31 protein-coding genes are annotated in these 26,155 nt (G+C 46.3%); 17 read left to right on the top strand and 14 right to left on the bottom strand.

Annotation, left to right across the window (positions count from 1 at the left end; genetic code table 11):
* Nucleotides 1–20: 20 nt before the first annotated feature.
* From fldA to ubiG, 3 genes are all read right to left on the bottom strand, one after another.
* Nucleotides 21–533, bottom strand: a complete 513-nt coding sequence (gene fldA, locus QUA54_RS15340; protein WP_333415294.1) for a flavodoxin FldA — start codon at nt 531–533, stop codon at nt 21–23.
* A 162-nt stretch (nt 534–695) separates the two neighbouring features.
* A complete protein-coding gene (locus QUA54_RS15335) occupies nt 696–1,022 on the bottom strand; it encodes a cupin domain-containing protein (protein ID WP_172191275.1) in 327 nt (108 codons plus the stop codon).
* Nucleotides 1,023–1,466: 444 nt separating this feature from the next.
* Nucleotides 1,467–2,312, bottom strand: coding sequence for a bifunctional 2-polyprenyl-6-hydroxyphenol methylase/3-demethylubiquinol 3-O-methyltransferase UbiG (gene ubiG / locus QUA54_RS15330; RefSeq protein ID WP_333415293.1), 846 nt, complete (start codon nt 2,310–2,312; stop codon nt 1,467–1,469).
* 227 nt (nt 2,313–2,539) lie between these two features.
* On the opposite strand from ubiG, the gene QUA54_RS15325 reads away from it, so the two are divergent.
* Nucleotides 2,540–3,271: a TIGR04283 family arsenosugar biosynthesis glycosyltransferase gene (locus QUA54_RS15325; protein WP_333415292.1), complete on the top strand. Its 732-nt coding sequence runs from the start codon at nt 2,540–2,542 to the stop codon at nt 3,269–3,271.
* A gap of 14 nt (nt 3,272–3,285) precedes the next feature.
* On the opposite strand, the gene QUA54_RS15320 is transcribed toward QUA54_RS15325, so the two are convergent.
* The 4 genes from QUA54_RS15320 to QUA54_RS15305 form a co-directional block, all read right to left on the bottom strand.
* Nucleotides 3,286–4,338 (bottom strand): acyltransferase, encoded by a 1,053-nt coding sequence (locus QUA54_RS15320; RefSeq protein WP_333415291.1) that lies wholly within the window; start codon nt 4,336–4,338, stop codon nt 3,286–3,288.
* 345 nt (nt 4,339–4,683) lie between these two features.
* Nucleotides 4,684–5,370 carry a DivIVA domain-containing protein gene (locus QUA54_RS15315; protein WP_172191282.1) on the bottom strand — a complete coding sequence of 229 codons (687 nt, stop codon included), beginning with the start codon at nt 5,368–5,370 and terminating at the stop codon, nt 4,684–4,686.
* A complete protein-coding gene (gene coaD, locus QUA54_RS15310; protein WP_172191284.1) occupies nt 5,253–5,831 on the bottom strand; it encodes a pantetheine-phosphate adenylyltransferase in 579 nt (192 codons plus the stop codon). Before coaD ends, QUA54_RS15315 begins: the two co-directional genes overlap by 118 nt.
* A gap of 168 nt (nt 5,832–5,999) precedes the next feature.
* On the bottom strand, nt 6,000–6,827 hold the full coding sequence (locus QUA54_RS15305) for a M15 family metallopeptidase (RefSeq protein ID WP_333415290.1): 828 nt from the start codon (nt 6,825–6,827) through the stop codon (nt 6,000–6,002).
* Between the two features lie 55 nt (nt 6,828–6,882).
* Here QUA54_RS15305 and QUA54_RS15300 point away from each other — a divergent pair, with 55 nt between their 5' ends.
* On the top strand, nt 6,883–7,026 hold the full coding sequence (locus tag QUA54_RS15300; RefSeq protein WP_333067808.1) for a hypothetical protein: 144 nt from the start codon (nt 6,883–6,885) through the stop codon (nt 7,024–7,026).
* Between the two features lie 26 nt (nt 7,027–7,052).
* Here the strand turns inward: QUA54_RS15300 and QUA54_RS15295 are convergent, their stop codons facing one another.
* The 3 genes from QUA54_RS15295 to QUA54_RS15285 are packed head-to-tail and all read right to left on the bottom strand — an operon-like array spanning nt 7,053 to nt 7,965.
* On the bottom strand, nt 7,053–7,235 hold the full coding sequence (locus QUA54_RS15295) for a helix-turn-helix transcriptional regulator (protein WP_333415289.1): 183 nt from the start codon (nt 7,233–7,235) through the stop codon (nt 7,053–7,055).
* 36 nt (nt 7,236–7,271) lie between these two features.
* Complete coding sequence (locus QUA54_RS15290; RefSeq protein ID WP_333189648.1) at nt 7,272–7,634, bottom strand: transcriptional regulator; 363 nt, start codon at nt 7,632–7,634, stop codon at nt 7,272–7,274.
* Nucleotides 7,624–7,965, bottom strand: coding sequence for a type II toxin-antitoxin system RelE/ParE family toxin (locus tag QUA54_RS15285; RefSeq protein ID WP_333415288.1), 342 nt, complete (start codon nt 7,963–7,965; stop codon nt 7,624–7,626). Before QUA54_RS15285 ends, QUA54_RS15290 begins: the two co-directional genes overlap by 11 nt.
* A gap of 268 nt (nt 7,966–8,233) precedes the next feature.
* Between QUA54_RS15285 and typA the strand changes: the two genes are divergently transcribed.
* The 3 genes from typA to QUA54_RS15270 all read left to right on the top strand — a co-directional run bounded on the left by typA (nt 8,234) and on the right by QUA54_RS15270 (nt 11,796).
* Nucleotides 8,234–10,024 carry a translational GTPase TypA gene (gene typA / locus QUA54_RS15280; RefSeq protein WP_333415287.1) on the top strand — a complete coding sequence of 597 codons (1,791 nt, stop codon included), beginning with the start codon at nt 8,234–8,236 and terminating at the stop codon, nt 10,022–10,024.
* Nucleotides 10,025–10,480: 456 nt separating this feature from the next.
* Nucleotides 10,481–11,353, top strand: a complete 873-nt coding sequence (locus tag QUA54_RS15275; protein WP_172192852.1) for a ParA family protein — start codon at nt 10,481–10,483, stop codon at nt 11,351–11,353.
* Complete coding sequence (locus QUA54_RS15270) at nt 11,350–11,796, top strand: hypothetical protein (RefSeq protein WP_172192850.1); 447 nt, start codon at nt 11,350–11,352, stop codon at nt 11,794–11,796. Before QUA54_RS15275 ends, QUA54_RS15270 begins: the two co-directional genes overlap by 4 nt.
* 653 nt (nt 11,797–12,449) lie before the next feature.
* Here QUA54_RS15270 and hpsL read toward each other — a convergent pair.
* The gene (gene hpsL / locus QUA54_RS15265) at nt 12,450–14,114 is read right to left on the bottom strand and encodes a hormogonium polysaccharide biosynthesis protein HpsL (RefSeq protein ID WP_333415329.1); all 1,665 of its coding nucleotides are present in this window, start codon (nt 14,112–14,114) and stop codon (nt 12,450–12,452) included.
* Nucleotides 14,115–14,364: 250 nt separating this feature from the next.
* Between hpsL and QUA54_RS15260 the strand changes: the two genes are divergently transcribed.
* A complete protein-coding gene (locus QUA54_RS15260; RefSeq protein ID WP_333415286.1) occupies nt 14,365–15,066 on the top strand; it encodes an alpha/beta hydrolase in 702 nt (233 codons plus the stop codon).
* 137 nt (nt 15,067–15,203) lie between these two features.
* On the opposite strand, the gene QUA54_RS15255 is transcribed toward QUA54_RS15260, so the two are convergent.
* From QUA54_RS15255 to QUA54_RS15245, 3 genes are all read right to left on the bottom strand, one after another.
* The gene (locus tag QUA54_RS15255) at nt 15,204–16,100 is read right to left on the bottom strand and encodes a succinate--CoA ligase subunit alpha (RefSeq protein ID WP_172192250.1); all 897 of its coding nucleotides are present in this window, start codon (nt 16,098–16,100) and stop codon (nt 15,204–15,206) included.
* Between the two features lie 83 nt (nt 16,101–16,183).
* Complete coding sequence (locus tag QUA54_RS15250) at nt 16,184–17,413, bottom strand: succinate--CoA ligase subunit beta (RefSeq protein ID WP_333189653.1); 1,230 nt, start codon at nt 17,411–17,413, stop codon at nt 16,184–16,186.
* A 338-nt stretch (nt 17,414–17,751) separates the two neighbouring features.
* Nucleotides 17,752–19,269: a glycosyltransferase family 2 protein gene (locus tag QUA54_RS15245; RefSeq protein ID WP_333189654.1), complete on the bottom strand. Its 1,518-nt coding sequence runs from the start codon at nt 19,267–19,269 to the stop codon at nt 17,752–17,754.
* Between the two features lie 245 nt (nt 19,270–19,514).
* On the opposite strand from QUA54_RS15245, the gene ebsA reads away from it, so the two are divergent.
* From ebsA to QUA54_RS15190, 11 genes are all read left to right on the top strand, one after another.
* The gene (gene ebsA, locus QUA54_RS15240) at nt 19,515–19,889 is read left to right on the top strand and encodes a type IV pilus biogenesis protein EbsA (RefSeq protein WP_172192244.1); all 375 of its coding nucleotides are present in this window, start codon (nt 19,515–19,517) and stop codon (nt 19,887–19,889) included.
* Nucleotides 19,890–20,343: 454 nt separating this feature from the next.
* Nucleotides 20,344–20,661, top strand: coding sequence for a hypothetical protein (locus tag QUA54_RS15235; protein WP_333415285.1), 318 nt, complete (start codon nt 20,344–20,346; stop codon nt 20,659–20,661).
* 490 nt (nt 20,662–21,151) lie between these two features.
* Nucleotides 21,152–22,249, top strand: coding sequence for a phosphotransacetylase family protein (locus QUA54_RS15230; RefSeq protein ID WP_333415284.1), 1,098 nt, complete (start codon nt 21,152–21,154; stop codon nt 22,247–22,249).
* A gap of 292 nt (nt 22,250–22,541) precedes the next feature.
* On the top strand, nt 22,542–23,045 hold the full coding sequence (locus QUA54_RS15225) for a hypothetical protein (protein ID WP_039887610.1): 504 nt from the start codon (nt 22,542–22,544) through the stop codon (nt 23,043–23,045).
* Between the two features lie 15 nt (nt 23,046–23,060).
* Nucleotides 23,061–23,477, top strand: coding sequence for an MAPEG family protein (locus tag QUA54_RS15220; RefSeq protein WP_333415328.1), 417 nt, complete (start codon nt 23,061–23,063; stop codon nt 23,475–23,477).
* Between the two features lie 123 nt (nt 23,478–23,600).
* Nucleotides 23,601–24,092 carry a YajQ family cyclic di-GMP-binding protein gene (locus tag QUA54_RS15215; RefSeq protein WP_333189657.1) on the top strand — a complete coding sequence of 164 codons (492 nt, stop codon included), beginning with the start codon at nt 23,601–23,603 and terminating at the stop codon, nt 24,090–24,092.
* A gap of 4 nt (nt 24,093–24,096) precedes the next feature.
* On the top strand, nt 24,097–24,219 hold the full coding sequence (locus QUA54_RS15210; protein ID WP_333415283.1) for a hypothetical protein: 123 nt from the start codon (nt 24,097–24,099) through the stop codon (nt 24,217–24,219).
* Nucleotides 24,220–24,336: 117 nt separating this feature from the next.
* Complete coding sequence (locus QUA54_RS15205; RefSeq protein WP_333415282.1) at nt 24,337–24,750, top strand: hypothetical protein; 414 nt, start codon at nt 24,337–24,339, stop codon at nt 24,748–24,750.
* 6 nt (nt 24,751–24,756) lie between these two features.
* Nucleotides 24,757–25,074, top strand: coding sequence for a hypothetical protein (locus tag QUA54_RS15200; protein WP_333415281.1), 318 nt, complete (start codon nt 24,757–24,759; stop codon nt 25,072–25,074).
* 454 nt (nt 25,075–25,528) lie between these two features.
* The gene (locus QUA54_RS15195) at nt 25,529–25,810 is read left to right on the top strand and encodes a hypothetical protein (protein ID WP_333415280.1); all 282 of its coding nucleotides are present in this window, start codon (nt 25,529–25,531) and stop codon (nt 25,808–25,810) included.
* Between the two features lie 141 nt (nt 25,811–25,951).
* Entirely contained in the window at nt 25,952–26,104 is a 153-nt protein-coding gene (locus QUA54_RS15190; RefSeq protein WP_333415279.1) for a hypothetical protein, read from the top strand.
* Nucleotides 26,105–26,155: the final 51 nt, after the last annotated feature.

Below are 26,155 nucleotides of genomic sequence, written 5' to 3'. Positions count from 1 at the left end.
TCACCCTGCTACCGTTAAGTCTACAAGCTAAATTCTTTCTTGAGTTGAGATACCCAAGATTTGATGCGCGATTCCGTCAGATCGGATTGGTTGTCTTCATCAATAGCAAGACCCAAAAACTTGCCATTAACTACAGCTTTAGATTCATTAAAATCATAGCCCTCTACCGGCCAATAACCGACTGTTTCGCCGCCCTGTTCCGAAATTTTTTCAGCCAGAATGCCCATTGCATCCATAAAATTATCCGGGTAGCCTTCTTGGTCGCCAGTTCCCACATAAGCTACTTTTTTGCCGCTAAAATCAATATCGTCAAGTTCGGGAAAAAAACCTTCCCAGTCGCTTTGGAGTTCGCCGATATTCCAAGTCGGACAAGCGATAATCAGACATTCGTATTCGGCAAAATCATCATTTTCAACGCTGCCGATCTCGTGCAATGTCACGATATTGCCGCCAAATTCATCCCGAATCATTTCAGCTACAGACTCAGTTTTCCCAGTTGTAGTTCCGTAGAAAAGACCAATTGCTTTTGACATTTTTACTCCGAAGGTGATATTTGATAGTGCTTGAGAATTATTTTTTTTGAGTCAGGATTTGGCATTTCCTGCCTGCAATTCAGACAAAAACAGTAGACACGGTTGTGGCAAACCTGAGAAATTAGGGAGTCAAGGCAGCAAGGACACTGTTTTTTCATCGGGTTAAAGTTGAAAATTCATCAACCAAGCTGACTCGCTCATATCGGGGTCGGGTTCGCAGTCAATTAGTAACAAATTCAGCGTCGTTTGTACTTTTAGACTGCGCGGGATGCCGGCGGGTACAAACACAAATACTCCGGGTTTTAAAGTGACTGTTCGATCGCACACCGTGAGAGTCCCCACTCCTTCTAAGACGGCGAGGGTTACATCTTTAGAGTTATCGAGGTCAGGTATTTCGGAATTTTTACCCAAACTCATCAGTTTTTGGCTGTCGGCGGGTTGTCCGTCGCTGATTCGCGAGGCTGACGCGGAAACTATTGCTGCTGTCACGGTGATTGACCTCCAGGTACTATTAACTTCCGGCACTTATTGCAATTAATATTCAATAAGCTACCATGCAATTTAGATATATTGTCAAGAGTAAAACATTAAGATTTATTACAAAAGGCTGTCAAGCTAGGTGTCCGCTCAACGCGAGCAGCCCCAAACTAAGACGGGGCGGTATTTTGGGACGCTCAGACTGCGCGTCACAAGGGCTTAACTAAAAAAAATAGTTGGTAATTATTTGCAGTTAGTTCTTGAAATTACGTTTGTAGTGCGATCGGCAATACAGCAATTCTCAATTGCCTGCAATACAGTAAGGTGCACCGCTGCGTGCGCACCCTACAAAATGCAATAGAGGCGGGTTTTAGTCGGATTTGTCTATCGCAAAAATCCGTCTCAAACTCGCCTCTAATGACAACAGTTAACAATCCACAATCAACAATTAACCGACTAATTCTTCGCCCCTACGCCAACATACATAATCGACGTATCCTCATTGATTTTGATTTTAAACAAGCCAGACTTTTTGTAATCAACATAGTGAGCGATATTAGAAATTAGCACTTGAGAAACTTGTTTCAAACTTTCCCCCGAAGGAAATAGCTGCTTTCCACTTGTAAAATTCCCCCAAAAACCGTGCATCTGGGCTAAAATAGCGCCCATTTCTCCAAACATATCAAAACCTTTAATTTCAATCTGGCCGAAACCCGTGTCGCGCATTACCACAGACAGTTCATCCGGGGTAACAAACTTTTCCCAATCGTGAACGCCCCGCTTAATTTCCTGCAATGTATTTTCCATCAGTCCAATCATCACAATTTGCGAGGAAAAAGTTCGGTTGATTGTATCAAAAAAGAACAGTCCCCCAGGCTTGAGAATCCTGTGAACCTCTGACACAACCTTTTTGTAATCGGCCACGTGTTCCAAAACATCCACGCAGATTACAACATCAAAGGTATTGTCGTCGTAGGGCATATTTTCGGCAAAACCTTGCCTGTAGTCAATCTCAAAACCGCTGGTAACTGCGTGATTTTGAGCAGCTACAATACATTTGTCCGATCGATCTATTCCAGAAACAATAGCGCCTCTCTCGGCCATAAACTCGCAAGAAAAGCCGCCGCCGCACCCGACATCTAAGGTTTTCAGCCCTTGCCAATTAGTCGCGTGTCTGTCGAAAAACTCAAATCTGGGTTTGTTTAGATGGTATAAGGCATAAATTTTAGCGTTTTCGTCCCACCAATTATCGGCATTTTCCTCATAAAATTCTAAATCATTTTTTACTTCTGTTTTCTGCACGATTTTCTCAGTCCTGATTAGTGGAAAATATAGAGGGCGATCGCACTTTTGCCTGATTTTATAGGAATAGCCAACAAACCCGGTTTCTGTGAAAAATCCGAGGTTTCGTGACGAGTTCGCAGGCAGGAACCGGGTTTCGGAATCCGCGCGCATAAGTTCTATTTTCTCTAAAGTTGCGAATCGCCACAGCTTTTTATTATAATACTTTTGGCACAAATTTCAACGAAATGGATCGCGTTTCTATTATCATCCCAGCCCTCAACGAAGCGACTTGTCTGGAACGCACCCTCCGCCAACTCAGCATTCTCAATCCTCCGGCTTGGGAAGTGTTGGTGGTAGACGGCGGCAGTCAAGACGAAACAGTGGCGATCGCACTTTCCGCTGCCACCCGCGTTATTTCTAGCAGTACAGCCGGACGTTCCGTGCAAATGAACTTAGGTGCCCAAGTCGCCACCGGCGAGATTCTGTGCTTTCTCCACGCCGATACTTTAGTTCCCGACGACATCGTAGCAGTCATCCAGAAAACATTGTCCGATGCCAAAATTGTCGGTGGCGGGTTTATCTCCTTGATGGGTGGTTTGCAGCAAACAAGATGGGGTTTTTCACTGCACAATTACCTGAAAACTTATTACGCGCCGCTGTTATTTCGACCTCATTTATTTTTCAAAGGATTGCGCCTGCTGTTTGGCGACCAAGTTATTTTTTGCCGCCGTACCGATTTTTGGGAATGCGACGGTTTCGATGCCGCGATGCCAATTATGGAGGAAGCGGATTTGTGTTTGAAGTTAGTGCGACGGGGGAGAATTAAGTTAGTCAATCGGGTAGTAGAAAGTAGCGATCGGCGAGTGGCGAATTGGGGCGAATTTAAAGCAATTGCGATCTATCTTTCCATTGGTTTTTTATGGGGTTTTGGCGTTCCAGCGAGGTATCTCAAGCAGTTTTATGAAGACATCCGCTGAAACACAAAATCCGATTAAATTCCCAGAATGTACTGCCTATAATTTTTGGGCAAAACTTTTTCCAACAGGTAAATAATCGCCCAACAACCTAACAAAGTCCCCGTAACTAAAAAGCCGAGCTTCAGCAGCGGATTTACCGGGTCAATAAACTTATAAAACACTAACAACACATATTTTACTACTGTCGAATCCAGGAGATATATAGGGAATGAGTAAGCAGCCAATATTTTGACTAACCCAGATACTCTACTGGGAAGTGCGATACTCTTAGAAAATGCGAGAATCGATAATACGAACAAAATTGCGTATCCTTGAGCAGATAGTTTAAAAAACGATCGGAGAAACCATGTCTCCGAATTAACTCCACTTTTCAGGTAATATTCCCAAATGCTAGCTAGATAAAAAAGGATCGTTGCCCCTAAAATTGGCATTTTTTTCCGTTCGAGAACGGGTTGAATTCTGTCGTACGAGGCACCCAAAAACAGACCAGTTGAAAATGGCAAAATCCAACTAAAAATCCAGCGCTCCATCAAAGGTAGAGGTATTGATATATATTTGAAAGCGGTTAAGTAGAAGAATATTGTAAAAATTGTTTGAATTGTTAAGCCCAAAGCCAAAACTTTTCGGGGTTCTAAAAATCTTAATTTCACGAGAAGCCACCACCAGCCGTAGCATTGAACAATCACAACGATGAAGTAATAGGGAGGCATCACCGAGCCGGTCAGGATATCTCTGAGTAATGACAGTAAATCAAATTTTTGGAGTTCCCCCCAATTATTTAAAATGTACAAAGCTACTGACCAAAATAGATAGGGGGGTAGAATTCTTGACAGTCTTTTTTGGACTACCACTGCGGGATTATTTTGATTTTCCAGTTTGTTGGTGAGAAAAAAGCCGCTCAGCAGTAAAAATGCAGGTACGCAGAACAGTTGAAATGTATCGATCGCAACAAATAGAATTCTGCGATCTTTAAATGCCAAGAACCCAGCATGAGTAATCACAACACTGACGATCGCTAAAGCTCGGATCAAATCAAATTCAGCGAACCGATTAGAAGCTTTTTGCATGGTAAAAATTAGATTGCAAAAATTTGATTTAAATTAGGAATTTTTTGTCTGATACGAAATCCGGGTTTGCTACCCTTTTATCATTCGGCGGTTGAAACCGCTGCATAGAGTCAAACGAAGTCCGCCTCCGCGAACTGAGATAAAGGGGGTTTTTAAGCCGGATTTGGTATGAGTAGAATATCATAAAATGTTATATTTGCTCCTATCTTCACAAAACTTATCTCGGCAAAAATAAGTCACCGAGTGCTGGAATTGAGGAAGAAAGACTATAAAGACTATTCAAAAAAAAATCTACCTAAATTAGGTAGATTTTTATAAAGGTTCAAGCAATGAGTTAACTGTTGGCTAACCGTTGGTGTGATGGATGTGCGACGCAGAAACACTATCCAACCGATCGCGCCCGTTGCGGATCACGCGCAGCATATCGCTCAACTTGTGTTCGATATTATCGAGCACTTGGTCGGCATAATCGTCGGCTCCGTTTTGAATTTCCTCGCATTCAGCCATCGCCCTCACTCTCATCTCTTCCAATTCCTCTTGAGCCTGGTAGCGAATTTGTTCCACTTCCGCCAGCGTCGCCTGCTGAATTGCCTCGCAGTCAAGCAAAACTTGCTGCCGCAACTGATCTGCCTCTATCTTCGCCTGCTGGAGCAGGCCCATGTCGTTTAAAAGTTCTGCCGCTCTCTGTTCTGCTGCTTCTATCACTTCCTGAGCGTAAAGTTCCGCCTCTTGAAGCAAGTCGTCCTTGTGGCGGATGATCGTTTCGGCTTCCTGAAAGGCTATCGGCAAATTTAGCCTCACCAAGTCTAACTGATCGAGCAACTGTTCTTCATCCACCAGAGTGCGTCTGGTCATAGGAATTCGCGGGCTGTCGAGAACAATTTCCTCAAGCCTGTTCAATTCCCGCTGGATGTCTACTCCTGCGGTTCGGGTGGGATCTCCGAAGGCGGCTGTGTTCTGAGGTGATTCGTTCTCAGTGCGGAGGCCGGTACTGTCGGGTTCGATGCGAGTTGGTTCCTGCTGGCGTAACATTTGTAAATATCTAGGGCGACGTGTTTCGGAACAAGATGATCTACGGAGCCACCAAACTTGGCTATTTCTTTAACTACACTACTACTTAAAAAGCTGTACTCGTTAGAAGTTGCCAAAAAAACTGTTTCAATTTCACCCAGAAGGGTTTTATTGGTGTGGGCCATCTGGAGTTCCATTTCAAAATCTGTTAATACCCGGAGCCCCCGCAGCAGCACTTTGGCTTGTCGAATCTTAGCATAGTTTACTGTCAAACCCTCAAAACTGTCTACTTCTACATTTGGCAAGTGTTGGGTAGATCGCCGGATCTGCTCGATCCGTTCCTCTACGGTGAAGAGAGGGGTTTTGCTGGGGTTTCTGACTACCGTAACAATTACCCGATCGAACAGTTTAGATCCCCGCTCGATAATGTCTGCGTGACCGAAGGTTATGGGATCAAAGCTGCCTGGATAGATTGCAATCACGAGTTTGGCGGAGTTTGGGGGAGTGAGGGAGTGTCCGAGTGGGGGAATGAGAGAGTGGGATAGTGCGGCAGTGGGATAGTGGGAGAGTGGCAAAGCCGGAGATGTGGAAAATCTTCCTTCTTCCTTCTTCCTTCTTCCTTCTTCCTTCTTCCTTCTTCCTTCTTCCTTCTACTTTTTCATCGAATGAGCTTTGTAGAAAGTTTCTAGACTTTGCTTGTCGCCCACAAACCGCCAGTGCCAAGGCTCGTAACTGACGCCTTGGCGGTTGTTTTTGGGGAACGACATTTCAAAGCTGAAAGCGACGGCGTTGGCTTCTAACCACTTAAATGCTTGGGTATTTTCAAAACTGGGACTGAGGTTGTTTTCCGGGGCGCTGCCGTCGCCGATGTCGATCGCGTAACCGGTGTGGTGTTCGCTGTAACCTGGAGGGGCGCTGACTTCGGCTCGCTTGCTGGCGTTTTGCCTGCGTTCGGCTTTCACGTCAAAAAATACGTGTTGTTGGTCTTCGAGGGAGCGAAAGCCGGATATGGGAGCGAAGTAAATGCCTGAGGCCGCTGCGGCGTTGGCCATTTCCTGATATTTTGCTGCTGCTGAAGTGCGGAGTGTGACGTTACCGTCGGGGGTGACACCTACCAAGTCTTTGGCTGGTGCTTCTGCGTACGGCAAGTGTCCCAGCAGGTTGTCTGGGGTTGCGGTGGCTTTTGGGTTGGTAGCTGGACTCGCGACCGACCCAGACGCGGAACTCACCGGTGCTGGGTTTTGTTGAGTTTGCTCTGCCTGACTGGTGGCTGGGAACAAGTTAAAGTTGAGGTGCAGCCAGATGCTGACCCCACAGGCTAATGCGGCCAACCCTAGCAGTTTCCAAATCAGCCCTTTTTTCTTAGACTGACTCTGCCCTGCTTCTGGGTATGGGTGGTCTCGCACTGCTTCTGGAATTTCGTCGGCGACAAGCTCCGAGGCTTGCGGGGGTTTTCTTGACAGACTAGCGTTATCCAAGCCAGCTCCACTCCTGCACTTCAATAAGGCTCAACGTTAAAAATTGTAGACCGATATGGGCGATCGAACAGCTACAATTGCCGCTGAGAATATATCATCTCTTTCTGACTTCGCCCCTTCCCATCCGCCAACTCTCGCATCTGTTGCTTGGGCCCACAGTCGATCGTCCCTGCGAGGTCGCACTGGTTGGCGCTGGTAGCACTGGTTTATTTTAAGTGTAATTTGTTACTGTTCGACAAAATCCAACAATTCTTCGATCGACACATCAAACGTCCGCACCAATTTTAGCAGAGCACCGATGCCAGCCATTGCCATACCGGGCGCTCGGGCATAACTTTTAACAGTATTGTAGGATAGCCCAGAGCGATCGGCTACTTCCTTTAGCGATCGGCATCCGAGCGCCGTCAAGGTCTAATTAGTAGCTTAAAGCTCGATCGACCCAAATCAAACATTACCAACCTCCACCAACTCAGCACCAGCAACAGAACTTTCCTCTTCCCCTTCATCCTCTTGAGCCACCGCAACTGTTAACTTCAATCCCAGAGCATTCAGCCAATTAGCTAAAGCATAAATTGTAGCCATTCCATTCTGCGACAACAAAATATCTAATTTTTCTCGATGCAATTTAGCATCATCAGCAGACATATTTGGCTCTCTAAGAGCCTCAAATACATTGTTAAATGTGAGTTCGAGCAAACCGGGTTCAGGTTCTTTATCTTCCAAATGCGCCGTTAGATAAGCAGCAGCGTGTATTTTATCCTTGAGGGCTTCAATCAAATAGTCCTGGTAACTATCGCTAGTTGGCATTTTCGCGTTCTCCATATTCTTTCCAATACTCCTTAGCTTTGCGAATATCTTGTTCTTGGCTGCTTTTATCCCCACCGCAGAGAAGAAGAACAATTGTTGACCCCAATTGTCCGAAGTACACGCGATACCCCGGCCCAAAATCAATTTTTAATTCGCAGACTCCTGCCCCAACAGACTTGCTGTTTCCTAAATTCCCCAAGCGAACTCGGTCAAGCCTTTGCTCAATTTTAACTACCGCATTCAAATCTCGCAGGGAACTAAGCCACTCTGCGAAAGGATTTCTACCGTCTGGGGTAATATAACGTCTAATTTCCCACGGTTGTACTTCCATAAGGTCGATCGTACTTGCACCCTCATCTTAATACCGACGATCGCCCTATCAAAGCTTCTTCACTTGGGCCAACTCAAAATCACCCATCGAAAGGAACTCTGCCATCAGGCGTGGTGTAACACTTAATTTCCCTCGGTTGCGCTTTCATAATCTTGATTCTAGCCACGGAGAACTCGAATCTTGCAGCCCGCCCGATCGCCCCTTGACTTAATGCGCTACAATTATTAAGAAATCTTTAGTTAAATCCGTTTAACGTCCCAGACGCATTATGAGTCTTCCCATTCGCAACGTCGCTATCATTGCTCACGTCGATCACGGCAAAACCACCCTTGTGGACGCTCTTCTCAGACAGTCCGGGGTCTTCCGCGAAGGGGAAGAAATCCCAGATTGCGTTATGGACTCCAATGATATCGAGCGCGAGCGTGGCATCACAATTCTTTCCAAAAATACCGCCGTCAGGTACGGAGAAACCCTGATCAACATCGTCGATACCCCCGGACACGCGGACTTCGGCGGTGAAGTCGAACGAGTTCTCGGCATGGTAGACGGTTGTTTGCTGATCGTAGACGCCAACGAAGGCCCGATGCCGCAAACCCGCTTCGTGCTCAAAAAAGCCCTAGAAAAAGGACTGCGCCCGATCGTCTTTGTCAACAAGATCGATCGCGATCGAGCCGACCCCCACAAAGCCGTCGATAAAGTTTTGGATCTGTTCCTAGAACTAGGTGCTGACGACGATCAGTGCGAATTTCCCTACCTCTTCGGTTCCGGCTTAAGCGGTTACGCCAAAAAACACCTCGAAGACGAAGGGGTAGATATGAAGCCCCTCTTTGAAGAAATCCTCGACCACGTACCGCCCCCCGTAGGCGACCCCAACAAGCCGCTGCAACTGCAAGTAACAACCTTAGATTACTCAGAATACGTCGGTCGCATCGTCATCGGCCGCATCCACAACGGTACAATTAGAGTCGGCCAACAAGCAGTCTTAATCACCGAAAGCGGCGCGCTTGTCAAATCAAAAATTAGTAAATTGATGGGCTTTGAAGGCTTGAAGCGGATTGATATCCCAGAATCTTCTGCTGGTAATCTTGTCGCCGTTGCTGGTTTTGCTGATGCGTATATTGGCGAGACAATTACCTGCCCCAACGACCCGCAAGCGCTGCCTTTAATCAAAGTAGACGAACCAACTTTGCAGATGACCTTCTCGGTCAACGATTCGCCGTTCTGCGGTCAAGAAGGTAGTTTGGTAACATCTCGGCAAATTCGCGATCGACTGATGCGAGAACTCCAAACCAACGTCGCCTTGCGCGTCGAAGAAACCGACTCTCCCGACAAATTTCTCGTATCCGGCCGCGGCGAACTCCACCTCGGAATCCTGATCGAAAATATGCGTCGCGAAGGATACGAATTCCAAGTATCCCAGCCGCAAGTAATCTTCCGCGAAGTCGGCGGTCGTCCCTGCGAACCCTTTGAATGTTTGGTCTTAGACGTACCCGAAGAAGCAGTCGGCGGCTGCATCGAACGCCTCGGTCAGCGGAAAGCAGAAATGCAAGATATGCACGTCAGCAGCACCGGCCGCACCCAAATAGAATTTTCAGTCCCCGCTCGCGGTTTGATTGGATTCCGAGGCGAGTTTATGCGCTTGACTCGCGGCGCTGGAATTATGAATCACAGCTTCCTCGACTATCGCCCCCTCGGTGGAGAAATTGTCGCCCGTCGCAACGGAGTATTGATTTCCTTTGAAGAAGGAGTTGCAACTACTTATTCACTGAAAAATGCTGAAGACCGCGGCGTGTTTTTCATTACCCCCGGAACCAAGGTTTACAGAGGGATGATTATCGGAGAAAACAACCGAGATGAAGACATGGAGCTGAATATTTGCAAGTCGAAGCAGTTGACAAACCACCGCGCATCTGGCGGTGAAGAATTGGCACAATTGCAAGCGCCAGTCGATATGAGTTTGGAGCGTGCTTTGGAGTACATCGGCCAGGATGAATTGGTGGAAGTAACGCCAAAATCAATTCGCCTGCGGAAGGTTTCTAAGAAGTTGGTCAAACGCTAAAACAAAGGTAGGGTGCACAATGTGCACCTTACGTTTTATCGGCAGTAACAACCTGCCATAACTTAAAAAATTATATATTAGCCAATTGTGCTTTGGTTATTTTACTTAATTATCTAAGAAATTGATATTTATCAGTAGATGTTTCCCTCAAAGCCTTTAAACAGTATGCAAATAAGGGTCTCCGAAAACAACAAGTATTCCGATTAGATAAAACCTTTTCAAGATTAAGTCGATCGAGAATTTGATCGCCGTTTTCCTTTTCGTTAAATCCAGAATATATTTGTTTTAGTTCACCTTTGGGATGGCTAATAGTTTGATTTTATTATTTATTTCTATATCATAGTCTGCCTTTTCTGTCAATCGACACATCGGGCTTCTCATGGCCGATCGCGCGATCGACTAACCGCCACAATATGTTTTAATTTATATTTGAGCAAAATCCAAGCAAAACCAGCCATGAGTCCTAAATCAATAGCCGTAATCAACTTCAAAGGCGGTGTCGGAAAGACCACCGTCACTTGGAGTCTGGGAAATATTATATCCCAAGGAACCGACTTAGAAGTCTTGATGTTAGACTTAGATCCGCAAATGTCGCTCACAGAGGCGATCGGACTTAACGAAAATACCGGTCATTTAGATGACAAGTTTGGTAAGTGGTACGAACAATCTCTCAAGCACAGACTTACCATTTACGACGCTCTAGAAGTCTTTAAAAAAGCCGGACAAAACTTTAAATTTCCCGTTGGTTTCGACACCATTTATCAGATTGACGAACAGTTGCATTTTGTTCCTTCAGTTGAAGAATTGTATTGGTTGGATATCGATGGTTTTGAGGGAAAAAGTGTTAAAGACTTCATCCGCAGATTCATCGGCAAAATCGCCAACTCTGCCAATCTCCCCAAATACGACTTGATGCTTTTTGACTGTTCGCCTTCCTTCAGTCTCCTCACCTACAGCGTACTCTCTTGCTGCGACTTAATATTGATTCCCGTCAATCCCGATTATTTTGGTTCTAGGGGATTGAGTTTAGTTTTAAACTCGCTTCAGAAACGGATTGAGCCTTATCCGTTTCCTAAGATAGCAGTCTTTATGAATAAAGCTAAAACCTATGGAGGATTGCTGACAAATGAAGTTCAGTTTTACATGAGAGAAGTAAAGAGACTTTGCGATGAGATATCAAAAGATAATAACATAGAAGTTAGATTTTTAGAATCGACGATTCGCGAAAGCGTCGGGCTAAAACGGGCAATTAATGAGGGAGAACTGCCGCGAGAATTAGTTAGAGAATTTGAAAAACTATGGCGCGAGTGTGAGGAGTATCTGAAATGATTAAAAAAGAAATTTTGGCTGCTTCCGAACAAGAAAGCGGGGGGTTAGTTAAGGAAATTGGCGAACTTAAGGAAATCTTGCGGGACGTTTCTAGAAAATTAACTAGGCTTGAAACTCAAGTCAAGCGGGGAGGGCTTTCTGCTGAGTCAAAAACTTCGGATATTTCCACTGGTGCTGATGTTAATAAACCAGCTAATTTATCGGCGAGAAATGTTCTAGAAGTTTATGAAGAACTGCGTTTACAAGCTAAGAATGGTAATGAAGAAGAGGTGAGGCAAAAATTGTTGGCAATGAGTGCAAGTGACTTGAACTTGATGTGTTGCGAGTTAGGGATGCCGCCCAGCAGCAAGAATCCGTCTCGCAAAAAAATGTTTGAGCTAATTATTGGCAGAATTAAACAGAGTTTGAGGCTGTCGAGACATATCGATAGACAAACACTTTAAAAATTAGCAGATGAATCGATAAAATGCGCTTTAACTTGGATTTCCCCCTGGGATATGGAACAGGCAAGATTCCCGTTCTATAAAAGCCTGTTACACAAAAGTTTAAGTGGAGTGTGGGGTGGGGCTCTTGCCCGCGTCTGAAAAGCTTGTGGCAAATTCTGCAACTTTTCAGCTTCAATAAATTATGGTCGATAAGTGCGATCGCCCTTATCTCCCTAACACTCTTAATCAGCTTGTTTTTGAGCCTTCACAGCCCCGGAACACCCGCAGCCCTAAAACCAAGGATACTAGCGTTTACAGCCCTCTAGATGCGCGGCAGCGAGAACAGATCCCCTTTATTTGCGGTCAATGCTACCAGTTCCGCTCGCCACGAACTTACACCTAATATAGATGTTATCGCTCCCCTAATGTGGTCGCCCAACGGCCAGCGACTGGCTTTCGTTGGCGGATACAGCGACATCTATAGAACCCATTTTGGATCTTTTCTTAAAAAATAAGGCGGACAAAGCAGCCGTCTCACATAACTCAATAGCCACAAGACGAGAAATCATGGGGCAATGGCGGCCAAAGATTTGAAATCCCAATGGCACAAGGCTTACGGTTATAACAACAGATCTCAAATGGGTCCTATAGAGGTTCTGCGTCCGAGAACGTCAAATTGGGGTAGAGGCAAGAATTTTTTTATCCTTTAATTCCTGGTGAATTTGCAAATCATTTGACTCAAGTTCCTGGTGTTTTTCATCCTGCACCTGTTTGTCAATTTTGGGCAACTTTAAAATAGCCCCAGCTAAAACCCAATAATACACGGACACTGGATCTACATCCAGCGGATAGTATTGAGTATTGATCGTAATAAATCCAACAAACACCCAAAAACTAGCTCCGTAACTCCGCAAACTTTTGTCCTTGACCGATCGGTAAGCTCGAAACGTTAGAAAAGCTAAGTGTAAAAGCATGACCTGAAAAGCAATCATTCCCGGATAACCGAGTTCGTAGATCAACTTAGGTTGGAAAGTTTCAATTAGCTGCGTGGTACCAAAGATCCGCGTTGAATTAGTTGCTCGTCCCACACCTCTACCGAGAGGTCTGTCAATGATAAAATTGTTGCTCTGCTCGAACTGATTAAAGAGAAACTGCTGGGGCGGTGCAGCATTCCAGCGGCTAACAAAACTCTCCCACCGCTGCTCAATAATTCCCGGGTTAATTGCTGCACCGACAAACAGTAAAATCGCCAGTCCTGCACCGATGGGAATAAATCGTTTTAAATTAACTAATTGACCGGTGAGAACTAGCAGGATTGCCGTAGCAACGGGAACCATAATTAAAGCAGCTCTTTGACCTGAAATCACTGCATTGGCAAATACTAATGCCATGCCAAATAAACCGATAACTCGCCACCAGAATGAAGGGTCGCAAAAGGCCGAGGCAAAAGTTAAAAATGCATTAGAAATTAAAAACCAGGCCCACTGCCAAGGCGCTACAAAAGTTCCCGGCAAGCGGATAAACTTGACTTCTGGACTGAACACCAAAGAACCGCCGACAAAACATCTAGCTTCCAGCGTTGCTTTATATAATTCTTCTCCGGTCATTCCTCGGGTACCCGCACACTTTCCACTTTGCAGCAACAGGTATTGAATCAAACCGAGAAGGCAGCAAACGATCGCCAAAACGATGTGCATTCGACTAAAAAATACTAAATCCTTCTTCGTGCGGAGCAGATAATAGGTACAAGCGATCAGCGGTATGTAACCTATCAATACTTTTAAGCCGAGAATTCCTTGCAGAATTGGTTTGTCGCCCTTCATAGGATTGAGCTGCATCTCCCCGTTGACAAAAATTAAAGTCAGCATTGCCATCATCAACAGGATGCTAAAGGTAGAAAGCATTTGTTTGGGAATGAACAGGCGCAAATGTTTCTTTTTGCAGCTTTGAATTAGCGCGATGAGAGCTGGTATGTAGAAAGCATCTTTGGCTACTTGAAATGCAGCATTCCCGCCGCCAATTGCGTAAGTAATTGTACCGCTGAAAGGCAGGTAAATTAGAAAAGCCCACAAAGCTTGACGGGGGTATTTGTAGGAAAGCAGCAAGATGGCTGCGGCTGCGCCTCCTGAAATAGCAATCTTAGGGCGGGCTACGAACAACAGGGGGATGCTGACAGCAAGGCTGACTAAGCAGCTTATGGCGATCGACTGCACCAATTCATTGCGCTTTTGTGAAGTTTTGCGTTTTTGTGCTGCTACTTCTTTTTTGCTTAGCGCTGTTGTTTTTTCACTGTGCTTGTGTTTGGATTTCTTGGATTTGCGCTTGGTTTTCAACATAACTTCTAGAAGGCACTCAGATGTAGAAGGCACTCAGATGTAGAAGGTAGAAGGCAGAATGAATAGAAGCAAAAATATTGCGGTAGATGTGGTTACTTATTCTTAAAGTCAAGATCGAGAAAAAGTCTCGGTCGAGATTGTGGGTGTGACGCGGGCAAAAATTAGACAGGCGACCTTGTAGAATATAACTGCTGGATCTATAATGTACAAATCTCGAAAAAATAATTTTAATCGAGCGGTAAAAATGAATATGAAATTAACAAAATTTGTATCGATCGGCATTGCCCTTCTTTTAGGAGCAAGCGCGAGCATATTATCTAGCAGCAGTACAGCATTAGCGGCCGAAAAAATTGTCCTCACATTTGGCCCGATCAGACAAACCATCAATATCACTGACTTAGAAGACTTTGCTAAAGATGGCACGACGACCCCAACCCTCCAACAAATTATCCGGTTTTCCAAAATGGACGCGCAAGTATTGCGGGGGTTCATGGGTCTAGAAATCGGTTTAAAGCCTGCTAATCTGGCCAGGGTAGTTTACAGCACCCCGGGAGAGAAAATTACTGACGAAATCGGTCAAGCAATTCGGACTCAGCGCCGCACAGAAAGCGGCAAAGCTCTGCGGGCGGCGATGATGCTGGCGGCCGGGGACGACGGTAAGGTTTCGCTGCTGGAAATCCTGAAAAAGTATCCTCTGACCGAGGTTTACGTAGATGTTGCCAGCATTAGCGCCGCTGTTGGGAAAGTTCAGAGTTTAGCCGGAAATATGCAAAGCCTGCTTCAAGATGTGATGCGATCGACAAGTCGCACAACTGAAACAACTCGCACCGAAAGTCCGATCGAACCTCGCCGCAGCGTGCAGCCAACAACTCCGCCTCCAGCGCCGCGCCGCCCCGCCCCCTTGCCAGCACCAGCACCGCAGCCTGTGACGCCGGTCAGAGGGCTTTGGTAAAAAAATCATAAATGTGTCTTAGGGGCGGGTTTAGCCGGCATTTGTGGCATTCTGCAGACAATTTTGAGACAAAACCCGCCCTACCCCTATCCCAACCGCCAAGAGGGTTAGGACTGTTGTGACAACTCCCGAAGCAATCAATTTTTCTTGAGCAATTTTTTGAGCAACTTCGGAACCTCCGAAGGCCGAGCCGCCACAGGTATGCCCGCCTCTTCAAAAGCCGCCATTTTGTTTGGGGCCGTAACTCCAAAGGCTTTCTGGGCAGCAGCGCGAGAACTGATCAGGATGCCGGCGTGGCCCAAAGACGGCCCCTTGGGAGCGTAGCGGCCGGCCAGATAAGCAACCACGGGTTTGTCGATCGCCGAGGCGATGTAAGAAGCAGCAGCTTGTTCGCTCCACCCGTCAACTTCCCCCACCAAAACCATCGCTTCCGTACTGTCGTCTTCGTCCAAAATTTGCAGCCACTGCATAAAAGAAGAACCGACAATCGCGTCGCAACCAATACAAACCGCCATCGACTGTCCCAACCCAGCCTCAGTCAGTTCTAGGGCAACTTCGTAAGTCAAAGTGCTGCTGCGGCTGATCACCCCCACCGGGCCGGGAGTGTAAAATTCCTTGGGGTGAGTTCCCAGCAGCAGTTTGTCGGGCACAATTATTCCCGGACCGTTAGGCCCGATTACCAAAGTTTCAGTAGCCTCTGCTTTTCTGACTAAGCGCACCATATCCAGAGGAGGCACTCCCCCAGTGACGATCGCGATTTGCCGAATTCCTCCCGCGATCGCTTCTAGAGCCGCATCCAGCACCGAGTAAGCGTCTACAAAAATTACCGCAGTGTCAACGTGACCCACTGCCGCCACTGCTTGTTCTACCAAATCAAAAATTGGAATTCCCTCCATTTCCAGCCCACCCCGACCGGGACTGACACCGGCGACTACATTTGTGCCGTATGCTTTCATCATCAGGGCGGCGCGGGTTGACGCGGGAGATTCTGTAATGCCCTGTACAAGGACTTTGCTTTCAGGAGTTAAATTCATTTTTTCCCACTTGACACTCGATCTGTAAAAAGCAGAAGGCCTTCATCTGTAGAGAAATCTCGTTTTTTGCCGATCGACTGCCGCTACTTGACGGAGGATACAGAAGCGGCTGCGGCCTCATCCAAAGTGCTAGCTAGCTGCACCGGCAACTGTCCCAAACGCTTTTTAACAGCATCAGCATCGATCTCTACCAGCCGCAGCACAACCTGGATGTGGCGGTTAGCGCGAGCTTTCCGTTCCAAATAGCCGGCTACTGCGGCGATTATTTCCTCGCTCTTGGAGGCGCTGCCCAAAATATTTACAAGTATCACCTTAACGCTTTTATCCTGAGCCACTAACTCCAGACCCAAATCTGCGCGATCGCGCAGGGCATTTGCTGCATCGTAGCGCTCTAGGGAACCCATATTCACAAAATTAGCTGGTTTTCCTCCTTGGTGGGTTACAGCATCCAGAGTTGCCATTGTCAGGCCCACTCCGTTGCACAAAATCCCGATATTCCCGTCTAGTTCGATTAATTGCAGGGATTCGGAATTCGAGATTGGGGATTGAGATTTGGGGTCAAACTCCGGCGATTGCTGAGCCTTCGAGTGGGAATGGGAGCGATCGCCAGGGACATGGAAACTTCTCCTTTCCCGTACCAACCCGCCCAAGAGCCTATTCTCCGAGAGTGCTGCCAAATCTGGATGTCGCCCCAAGGCCTCGTTGTTGGCGGTGACTTTACCGTCTAAAGCCATTACCTCTCCCGTCGGACTGATGCCGAGAGGATTGATTTCTACTAGATCTAAATCTTTTTCGACAAACAGCCGGTACATTTTCTCGACAATGGTGCTCACGGATTGAATCAAGTCTCCCTGCAATCCCATTTTCAGCGTGAGACGCCTCGCGTAGAATGGGGAAAATTCCTGGTCTACGGCAACTTGCTGCATTTGCTCGATCGACCCTTCGACATCCATACCTCCTTGTCTCGAACCCAGAAGAACCGGGCGTCGCGCTACGGGGTCTAGGAGTACCGCTAAGTACAATTCTTGGTCGGCGTTGTACTTTGCTTCTGCCAGCAGGACTTGGGGATATTCATTCTCGATCGGCAAATTAAAAATTGTTTGAGCGGCAGCTACTGCATCGATCGTATTTTCCACAAACTTGATACCGCCCGCCCTGCCCCGTCCCCCAGCCCGCACTTGCGATTTGAGTACAACGGGGTAGGGAATTTTTAGTCCTTTGAGGTCGGCGGGATTGTCAATCCGCTGCGACGGCAAAATCGGAATTGCCATCTGGCGAAATAAAGATTTAGCTTGGTACTCTAACAAATCCATTATCAATTACGGGTGACGGGTAGTTGGCAACAAGCAATTCGTCCTAATTGGCAATTCATAATTAATAGATAGTAATTGGTTTTTTGTCAAGTTAAAAGTTAAAAAGTTTCGCTTTTATCTTTTAATTTTAGACTTTTGTATTGCCCATTACTTATTCGCTATTACCGCTCGCCAATTACCTATTACCTAAGCTGTTTCAAAGTGTTTTTTTCTCGGAATTGCCAAATTTTACTCTTAGGCTCTGGTGGGAAAATCTTTGGCGAGTTTTGGTGTTTTTTTTTTCTCCGAAAATCTTCGGACTTTGGGCAATACTGTGCCGAGATATTTCTGCTAATTGTTTACTTGATGCTACTAGCAGCGCCTTGATGGACGGTTTTAACCCATTTGAGCCGCTTGGGCCGCACCGCAATCCGAGCCGTCACAGTCCCTACCAACAGCCAGTGGAACATATACACAGTACCCCGCAGCGTTTGCAGCAAGGTGACAAAAACTCGCCTTACCTCAAATTTGGTCTCTTTGCGAGTGCGGCGCAAACCTACAAACATTCCCACCACCGACAAAGTAAGGGTCATCACAGTTAGGGGACTGGCGATCGGCATCCGGCGCAGCACAATTGACATCAAAAAGTCGGGTAGCGCTACTGTGGGCAAGAAATATTGAGATACCCAAAATCCAAATAAATCCCAAGTTTTCCGAGTTCCCATGCGGTTGCGCACAATTAGCCGCCAGTAGTCAAGATAACGCTGATAGCCGCCTTCTGCCCAGCGATTGCGCTGGTGCCACAGAGCGCGAGCGTTAGTGACTCCTTCTTCTGACACGGCTGGGAAAGCCAGAAATTCAATGTCCCATTGGTCTAGGTGCAGCCTCACCGTCAAATCCAGGTCGTCGGTAATCGTTTCCTCGTTCCAGCCGCCGCAGCGTTCCAAGGCGTTGCGACGCATGAATTGGCCGTTACCGCGCAATTCTCCAATGCCGCCGATCGCAATCCGCTGCTGTTGGAAAAAACTGTCGAGAGCCATTTCTGCTTCTTGGCCGCGAGTCCACAAATTTACCGCAGCATTGGCGATGGCTTTTCTGACTTGCACAGCCCCTACCTGTTCTCGATCGAACACCGGCAGCACGCGGCGCAGCAAATCCGGCGTTACTGTCGCGTCGGCGTCAAATATCCCCACAAATTCTCCGCGAGTCAGCGGCAACACTTGATTCAGGGCTCCCGACTTGCCGCCGCTGGCATTTGCTCCTCTGCGAAATACTTTGAGCTGGGGGTACTTTTTGGTGAGCTGTTCCAATACTAGCGGCGTGGCGTCGCTGCTGTGATCGTCGATCGCCCAAACTTCGTAGCGGTCGATCGGATAGTCTACATTGCAGATAGATTCTACGAATCGGGCAATCACCGCTTCCTCATTTTTCGCCGCCACCAGCAGCGACACGTAGGGCCAATCCTCTCGACTTTCATCGGCAAGAGGCGGCAGTGCGGGCTTGGGCGAAGCAAACAAAACTCGAAATGCGTGCATCCACAGCAGTCCCGTCAACCCCCACACTAACCACGCACCCCAAGAAATCAAGTGCAGGGCGATCGTGCCGCCCCAAATCGCAGTCAGCACCGCAGCGGCTTTTCCCCGGCGTCCCCGGTACAGATTTTGAGGAAAAGAGGGAGTTCCCGGCACAGACACCGCAACCGGGAGCTTTGCTTTTGTTTCCGCGTCAAACACCCTGTCGCCAATGTCTGGTATCGCAAATACTTTGCCGAGCTTCGAGTTCGAGGTCAAACTCTTGAGCTCTTCTTGAGCTAAATCAGAGATGTCCAAGTTAAGCTCGCTGCGAGCGTCGTTTTCTGGCCAAGAACTCTGCTGCATAGGTTACTTGATTCAACCACCAATAGTTTTTGATTTTAGAGATAAGTATTTACTGTACCAGTTTCTGGTCTTTTGTCGAAAGCACACGGGAGGACAAGCAGCGGCCTGGCTGCTTGTCCTCCCGTGTAAACGGGCATTGCAGAGATTATTTGGGATGACTTTTACTTGCGATCGACCAGGAATATCTGCTAGTTTTTTCTGGGGATCTCAACTATCTGTTAGTAATAATTGTCTGAGGTGGAAATATGTCTATTCCTCAACTCAAGCCAGCCGACGACAAAGAAGTGAAAGTCTACGCGCCTTTCTGTCAAGAGCCCAGGCGCAAGTTTTTACCGCACGCTATTGGCCTCTACAAGCTCAAAAGCTTGGAGGGGGCAAGAAAAATTGACGGCGGCGACGATGTGCCGTTTGTCGCTAGTTGGAATATCTCGTCGCTGCCGATCGACTTAACCCGCTGTCGGGTGTTGTTTGACGGCAATGCTGAACTCAGCTACGAAGTGACTATGCAAAGCTCTGAGTTTGTCAGTTGCTTAATTGAGGTACTCCTGACTTTTCAGCGGACTCGTACCGTCGATTTTTCTAAAACGTTTTACCGCAAGCTGATGCGCATGGATGAATAACTTTCACCGCAGCCGCCCTGCCGAAAGTTCGCAATTGACAATCAAGCAATTTAATCCGGGGCCCCCGGATTGATTCGTGGATCGAGAAAAAAGCTCCGAATCCCGATCGCCAGCCCCTGGATTTATCAGTAGGGTCGCTTTCTTCAATCTAAAATCTAAAATCTAAAATCTAAAATCGATTGACGGGCGCCATAACTGGCGTACCAATAGTGTAAGGCCACCGGGACGGCGACATTACATGATTGGTGCGCCAGTCCTATTTGAGAAGCCCAATAGTAACGGAGTTCTTGACATTATTTTCAAGAATCCCTTTGGGCGCGAACACTTATCCTCACCGCTTGCAGCAAATCTACAGCAGTTTTCCGTTGAGCGCGATACAGATTTCGCGTAGTAACTCAGACAAAGCCTGAGTCCCTACCTGTATTTCATTCCATCAAAAACTGCTGTATTTGTTGTGGAACCAGCGCACAAGCCTATTTCGGACATTCATTATTTTTGCAAGCGAGTGCGATCGCGCAATCCGATTTTATTCAAATTTTGCGCCTCAGTAGCTGAGAGGAAAGCGCTGTATATCCGCCCAAGGAAACTCAATCTACAGCCCTTGAACTGCGATCGGGCTGGCATCGCAATCAGCCTTTGGGCTGCTGCCGAAATGCCAGCCCACCCCACCCGACAATTTATGTGTTTAGAAGCTAGAAGCCCGCTCCTAAACAGCTTATCGCTTGCAGTGCAAGATATCAGTTTTAACGAGGGCGATCGCACTAATAATTAATAACTAATAATACATATCCGTTTTCACTTGTATGCAAAACTGACTAGGACACAGACCATGCTCTCTCCCTACCGAATACTTGTATTTTATAGATATAAAACAGCCCTCAATTACCCGGCAAAGGCTTTTGTAGGGCTAAAGTTTCCCACTGATACCGTGCTGTTTTTATTTGATACGGCTCGTACTCACTGTTTAAAAAACGCAATCAAATTTGCTAAATACTGTCATAAAAGAAAGACTTAACAAGGCGATTATTATCTCTAATAGAGTTGTTAAACAATGCGAAAACAATCTGAGAAAAGCTATTTTTACAAAAAAAATAGGTAAAAAAATCCCAAGAGAAGGGGTATCAACAGGTGAATAAAAGTTTCAATCAAAAAAACATTCTGCGCAAAAGCGACAAAATCGAGTATAATAGCATTGCCAAATTGAGTCGCAGTGCAGAAATACTGTTGAATAAATTAAAATTCTTGAAATAGACAGGTGCAAATTGAGGAGTGAAGGCGTACCCAAATTGACTAAATATTTGCTGATCGGTTCCACAAAAGCTTACAGCGGCAAGTCCGCGATCGCCCTGGGGATGGCACTCGGACTCCGGGCAAAAGGACTGGGCGTCGCCTACGGCAAACCTCTGGGAACCAGTTTCAGCTCCGAGGGAGCTGGGATCGAGGACGAAGACGTGCGGTTCGCGGTAGAGACGCTGAAGCTCTCAGAAAGTCAGATGCCGTCCACACTGCTGTATTTGGACGAAGAGACGGTTCACAAGCGTTTGCGGGGAGAAGACGAGACAGATTACCGCCAGTCTTTAGCACAATATTTGCAAGCTCCCAGCGGAGACTTGGTGCTGTTAGAAGGCCCAGCTAATTTGGAGGAAGGCAGTCTGTTTGACTTGTCTTTAGCTCAAGTCGCTGAGGCAGTTGATGCCTCTGTGCTCTTGGTAGCCCGTCCGATCGATCTGTATATAGACGATTTGCTGTCAGCTAAGGGGCGTTTGGGTTCGCGCTTGGCTGGCGTGGTACTCAACGACGTTCCCTCGGACAAACTCGAAGCGGTAACGGCGACTGTGCGGCCTTTTCTGGAGGCACAGGGCATTCCTGTTTTGGGAATGCTGCCGAGAAGCGCTTTGCTGCGAAGTGTCAGCGTCAAAGAATTGGTGCACCAATTGAAAGCTGACGTACTCTGCCGTCGAGACCGTTTGGACTTGATGGTGGAAACCTTGACAATTGGCGCGATGAATGTTAGCTCTGCTCTTAAGTATTTCCGCAAAGCGAGAAATATGGCGGTGGTGACGGGGGGCGATCGCACGGACATTCAGCTAGCGGCTCTGGAAAGCTCGACTCAGTGCTTAATTTTGACAGGCCACTTGCCTCCTTCTCCCCTAGTGATCGGCAGGGCAGAAGAAATGGAAATTCCAGTTTTGTCTGTTGATTTGGATACTTTAACCACGGTAGAAATTATCGACAGCACCTTTGGCAGCGTGCGGCTGCACGAACCGATCAAGGTGGAATGCGTTACTCAGCTAATGGCAGAACATTTTGACTTGGATCGTCTGATGGCATCTTTGAGCCTGGGCGATCGAGTCCATTAATAAGGCTGCCGGATCTCAGGCAAGAAGGTATTCGGCAGTAGGCATTCGGCAGAGAGAATTTTTTGTTTAAATAAATAAAAAGCCAAAATTCTTAAATTCTCAATTTTTCTTGAATTCTACTTTGAGCTCCGGCTGCCGAATGCCTTCAGACATTCTGCCTTCTGGCTTCCTCAAATCTCCCCATCTTCTCGTCAAATCTCGTCAATCAGCAATTCTTAACTTCTTTTTGGCGGCAATGGCTAGTGAGTCTGCTAAAATCCACAACGTAGTTTTATTTAATTTAATAAATTCTTTGAGTCAATCAATTGAGCTACCCAGAGTAGATGATTTTTTACAAGAACTTGCGGCGATCCAGCAAACCAGCTCCAAGCGGATTGCTCTTTTGGGTTCTCGCCACGTTCCTATTACCCACCAGCAGCTAATTGAGATGCTGAGCTACGCCATAGTTCTGGGAGGCAATCAGCTCATCACTTCTGGCGCTACAGGCACCAATTCAGCCGCAATTCGGGGGGCAATGCGAGCAGATCCTAATCTGCTGACGGTGATTTTGCCGCAAAGCATGAGCCGCCAGCCCCGGGAGTCTCGCGACCAACTCGAACAAGTGATACATTTGGTAGAAAATCCCAAAAATGACAGTTTGTCTCTCCCGGAAGCAAGCGCCATGTGCAATCAGGAGATTATTTCTCGCTGTCAGCAACTGATCTGTTTTGCTTTTCACGAAAGCCACACTTTGCTGAAAACTTGCCAGGATGCGGAGGAACAGCGCAAGGTGGTTACTCTGTTCTATTTTGATTGAACTGCGAGGCGGATGATGCTGTTGGGATTGCCTGTGCCTGTTATTCTGCTTGATTGTATTGCTGCTGCTGCTGCGCTGGTTTACGCACCGTTTGTGGTGGTTGCGTTCGCCCGCTTGCAGCTAGGCTACGACCAAGCAGCTCCTCGCGCTATGTTTGAGAAGTTGCCTGCTTACGCTCAGCGGGCAACTTGGGCTCACCAAAATTCGTTTGAGACGTTTATGCTGTTTTCAGCGGCGGCTTTGATGGCTTTTGTGACGGGGGTAGATTCAGAGGCGGCGGGCTGGGCTGCGATCGCTTTTACGATCGCCCGGTTGTTGTTTTCGGTTTTCTATATTCTGAATGTGCCGCTGGGGCGATCGCTCATGTTTGCGATTAGTTCTTCTTGCACAGCTACTTTATTCTATTTCAGTTTAATGGCTGTTAATGGCTAATTGTTATTAGTCACTGGTAATTAGTCATTAGTCATTAGTTAAGAGACACTTAATTAATGACTAATTACCAACTACCAATTACCCATTACCAACTACCAATTACCCATTACCAATTACTAATTTATGGCTGCTAGTTATTCATTTGATATTGTCAGCGATTTCGATCGGCAAGAGTTAGTTAATGCTGTTGACCAAACAGTCCGGGAAATTCAAAGCCGGTACGACTTGAAAGATACCAAAACTACCGTGGAATTGGGCGCTGAAGCAATTACTGTCAATACGGACAGCGAATTTACTCTCGACGCGATTCACACTGTTTTGCAAACTAAAGCCGCCAAGCGCAATTTATCTTTGAAAATTTTTGATTACGGCAAAGCTGAACCTGCTAGCGGCAGTCGGGTGCGTCAAGAAATCAAACTCAAAAAAGGGATTGACCAGGAAATTGCCAAAAAAATCACTAAATTAATTCGCGATGAATTTAAGAAGATTCAAGGTTCGATTCAAGGAGATGCAGTGCGCGTTTCTGCCAAGGATAAAGATGATTTGCAGTTGGTAATTCAACGGTTGAAGCAAGAAGATTATCCGGTGGCTTTGCAGTTTACAAATTACAGGTAAATTTTTGAAAGCTAAGTATGGGATTCCCAGTTGTGCGATCGCCTCTTTGAGTGCGATAGAAATTGCGTTGCGCTTGCTGGAATTCGGAAATCTTGCTTTGTTGCAAGCTGATGCTGATGCTGACTAGATATTTGCACCAAATCAACTTGTATATCGCTTTGGCAATAGACTTCAGTACAATCAGTTTTCTCAACGGTCTGAACAAATCGATTCAGCCAAGCCTGAAGCTACTATGAGAATTTTGATGACAGGAGATTCGGTGTTCAATGGGAATAATACCACTGATCGGATACAAACTATTACAGAATTGTTGGCAGCGCGTTTGTTGGGCATCAAAAAGCAGGTTCAGGTGCTGAATGCTTCTGCGGCCTTTTGGGGAATTGGCAATCAATTGGGATATATTTGCAAGTTTGGCACTTTTGAAAGCGATGCTGTGATCTTGCAAATTGGTACTCACGATTTGCAACAACCTCCAAGTAGCAGCGCGGGGTTGAAAAATAACCCCCTGATGCCGAATCGCCAACCGTTATTGGCAATGCAAGAAGTGTTTGACAGATACGTTATGCTCCGATTTTCCAGTGTTTTTGTGCCGAATTCCCCTGTGGCTGATGTGCCGGTGGCCGAAGCGCAACGGTTTAGGGAAAATATGCAGCGATAGCAAATAGTGGCTTTGATGCGAGATCGGAATATTCCGTTGTTTGTGTTGTATACTTGCGATCGCTCCGATTTGCTGCCGATACCGAATCAGCCAAGGTTTAAATCTGAGCTTGTCGATCGGCTAAAAGCTTTGAAAATTCCAGTCACAGACACTCATGCAGCCTGGTCAAAATTGCCGAAAACCACGGTAGAAAGTTATTTTCGGGATGGCGTACACCCCACAGCCCCAGCCTATGAATCAATCGCAGATTTAGTCTTTCAGCAGTTGCTTACTGAGAAAAAATTAGCTGCTTGCTCGTTAACTAATACCAACTCTGAAAAGTAGTGCGACACATATATTTTACGCGATCGTCTGTAAGGAAACGGTATTGCCCTTTCCCGAGCCGGCTAGGCGAATTTCAATAATTGGTAGAAAATTTAATTGTGTAGCAATATCCGATCGAAATTGATATTAAATATCTCAACTCATGACAAGAATTTCTTGATGGTACCCGCCACGTGATTTATCCGTGGAATCAATCCAAAATCTCAAATCTAAAATCCTCAAGCCCCGAATTTGTCCGTGGGGTCAATCCAAAATCCAAAATCTAAAATCTAAAATCGAATGACTCTTTTAGTCTCAATTTTATCGGCACTTGCTGCAAGTTGGTCACACTTAACCGACGTAAATCCTGCGGCGCTGACTGCCGATGGAAAACCCGGTTTCTGCATCCACGACTATATTTTACATTGTTTTAACTGGATCTATTTAGCTGCCGAAAGATGGGATGGACATCAGGATGTCTGTGATGGATGGCGGCGAAGCCACAAAATACGTCAAATATACCACCAAAGCCAATGCTACAGCTTTAATTGCTTTAACGGCGAGTGTTGTGGAAAAAGAAAGAGCGATTCCTCTTTCAGCAGGTTGTAAAGAACATATAATTTTTGCAACATTAACTAAACATTTAGGGGGAAAATATATTTATGAGGCAATGCAATCCCATAATGGTGATAATCTAACGAAAGCAGAAGCAACATCAGAAACATTTAAAGTAAGTAGGTCGGCGGGATTAAACTGAACTATGTAACTTTATGTAAACAGGGTCTCCTAGTGCTGCTTTCTTGGGATTTTGATACTTGACGCATCGTTTACATAGTTGCGTTTTACAGCGCCGACCTAGTTAAGGCCCCATGAATGGATGATAAACTTATCTAAAGCTGTGTTAGAAGCAAACACACAAAAAGTTATGAAAGTAATTCGGGAAATTCCTGAAACTGAACTATTTTTAATCAAAAGCCTGACTAAATTAGCACGTGAATTTCAATTTGAGCAAATTCTTGATTTAATTGAACCTTTAATGGTTCATCATTGAGATTTGACAGTTTTTGTAAAGCAAGTTGATACCTGAAAAATGATCGCAAAC

This window comes from Microcoleus sp. MOSTC5 (assembly GCF_036701825.1).
Lineage (GTDB): Bacteria > Cyanobacteriota > Cyanobacteriia > Cyanobacteriales > Microcoleaceae > Microcoleus > Microcoleus asticus.
This window is presented reverse-complemented; position numbering and strand designations above follow the sequence as displayed.

What these genes read in the sequence shown, in the direction of transcription:
- QUA54_RS15215 (WP_333189657.1), top strand. Translation starts at nt 23,601, where the DNA reads ATGGCTGCTAGTTATTCATTTGATATTGTCAGCGATTTCGATCGGCAA.
- QUA54_RS15300 (WP_333067808.1), top strand. Translation starts at nt 6,883, where the DNA reads ATGGGCGATCGAACAGCTACAATTGCCGCTGAGAATATATCATCTCTT.
- QUA54_RS15315 (WP_172191282.1), bottom strand. Translation starts at nt 5,370, where the DNA reads ATGTTACGCCAGCAGGAACCAACTCGCATCGAACCCGACAGTACCGGC.
- QUA54_RS15285 (WP_333415288.1), bottom strand. Translation starts at nt 7,965, where the DNA reads ATGGAAGTACAACCGTGGGAAATTAGACGTTATATTACCCCAGACGGT.
- QUA54_RS15250 (WP_333189653.1), bottom strand. Translation starts at nt 17,413, where the DNA reads ATGGATTTGTTAGAGTACCAAGCTAAATCTTTATTTCGCCAGATGGCA.
- hpsL (WP_333415329.1), bottom strand. Translation starts at nt 14,114, where the DNA reads ATGTTGAAAACCAAGCGCAAATCCAAGAAATCCAAACACAAGCACAGT.
- QUA54_RS15205 (WP_333415282.1), top strand. Translation starts at nt 24,337, where the DNA reads ATGACAGGAGATTCGGTGTTCAATGGGAATAATACCACTGATCGGATA.
- QUA54_RS15275 (WP_172192852.1), top strand. Translation starts at nt 10,481, where the DNA reads ATGAGTCCTAAATCAATAGCCGTAATCAACTTCAAAGGCGGTGTCGGA.
- QUA54_RS15260 (WP_333415286.1), top strand. Translation starts at nt 14,365, where the DNA reads ATGAAATTAACAAAATTTGTATCGATCGGCATTGCCCTTCTTTTAGGA.
- QUA54_RS15245 (WP_333189654.1), bottom strand. Translation starts at nt 19,269, where the DNA reads ATGCAGCAGAGTTCTTGGCCAGAAAACGACGCTCGCAGCGAGCTTAAC.
- QUA54_RS15220 (WP_333415328.1), top strand. Translation starts at nt 23,061, where the DNA reads ATGCTGTTGGGATTGCCTGTGCCTGTTATTCTGCTTGATTGTATTGCT.
- typA (WP_333415287.1), top strand. Translation starts at nt 8,234, where the DNA reads ATGAGTCTTCCCATTCGCAACGTCGCTATCATTGCTCACGTCGATCAC.
- ebsA (WP_172192244.1), top strand. Translation starts at nt 19,515, where the DNA reads ATGTCTATTCCTCAACTCAAGCCAGCCGACGACAAAGAAGTGAAAGTC.
- QUA54_RS15195 (WP_333415280.1), top strand. Translation starts at nt 25,529, where the DNA reads ATGTCTGTGATGGATGGCGGCGAAGCCACAAAATACGTCAAATATACC.
- QUA54_RS15325 (WP_333415292.1), top strand. Translation starts at nt 2,540, where the DNA reads ATGGATCGCGTTTCTATTATCATCCCAGCCCTCAACGAAGCGACTTGT.
- QUA54_RS15290 (WP_333189648.1), bottom strand. Translation starts at nt 7,634, where the DNA reads ATGCCAACTAGCGATAGTTACCAGGACTATTTGATTGAAGCCCTCAAG.
- QUA54_RS15270 (WP_172192850.1), top strand. Translation starts at nt 11,350, where the DNA reads ATGATTAAAAAAGAAATTTTGGCTGCTTCCGAACAAGAAAGCGGGGGG.
- QUA54_RS15320 (WP_333415291.1), bottom strand. Translation starts at nt 4,338, where the DNA reads ATGCAAAAAGCTTCTAATCGGTTCGCTGAATTTGATTTGATCCGAGCT.
- fldA (WP_333415294.1), bottom strand. Translation starts at nt 533, where the DNA reads ATGTCAAAAGCAATTGGTCTTTTCTACGGAACTACAACTGGGAAAACT.
- QUA54_RS15255 (WP_172192250.1), bottom strand. Translation starts at nt 16,100, where the DNA reads ATGAATTTAACTCCTGAAAGCAAAGTCCTTGTACAGGGCATTACAGAA.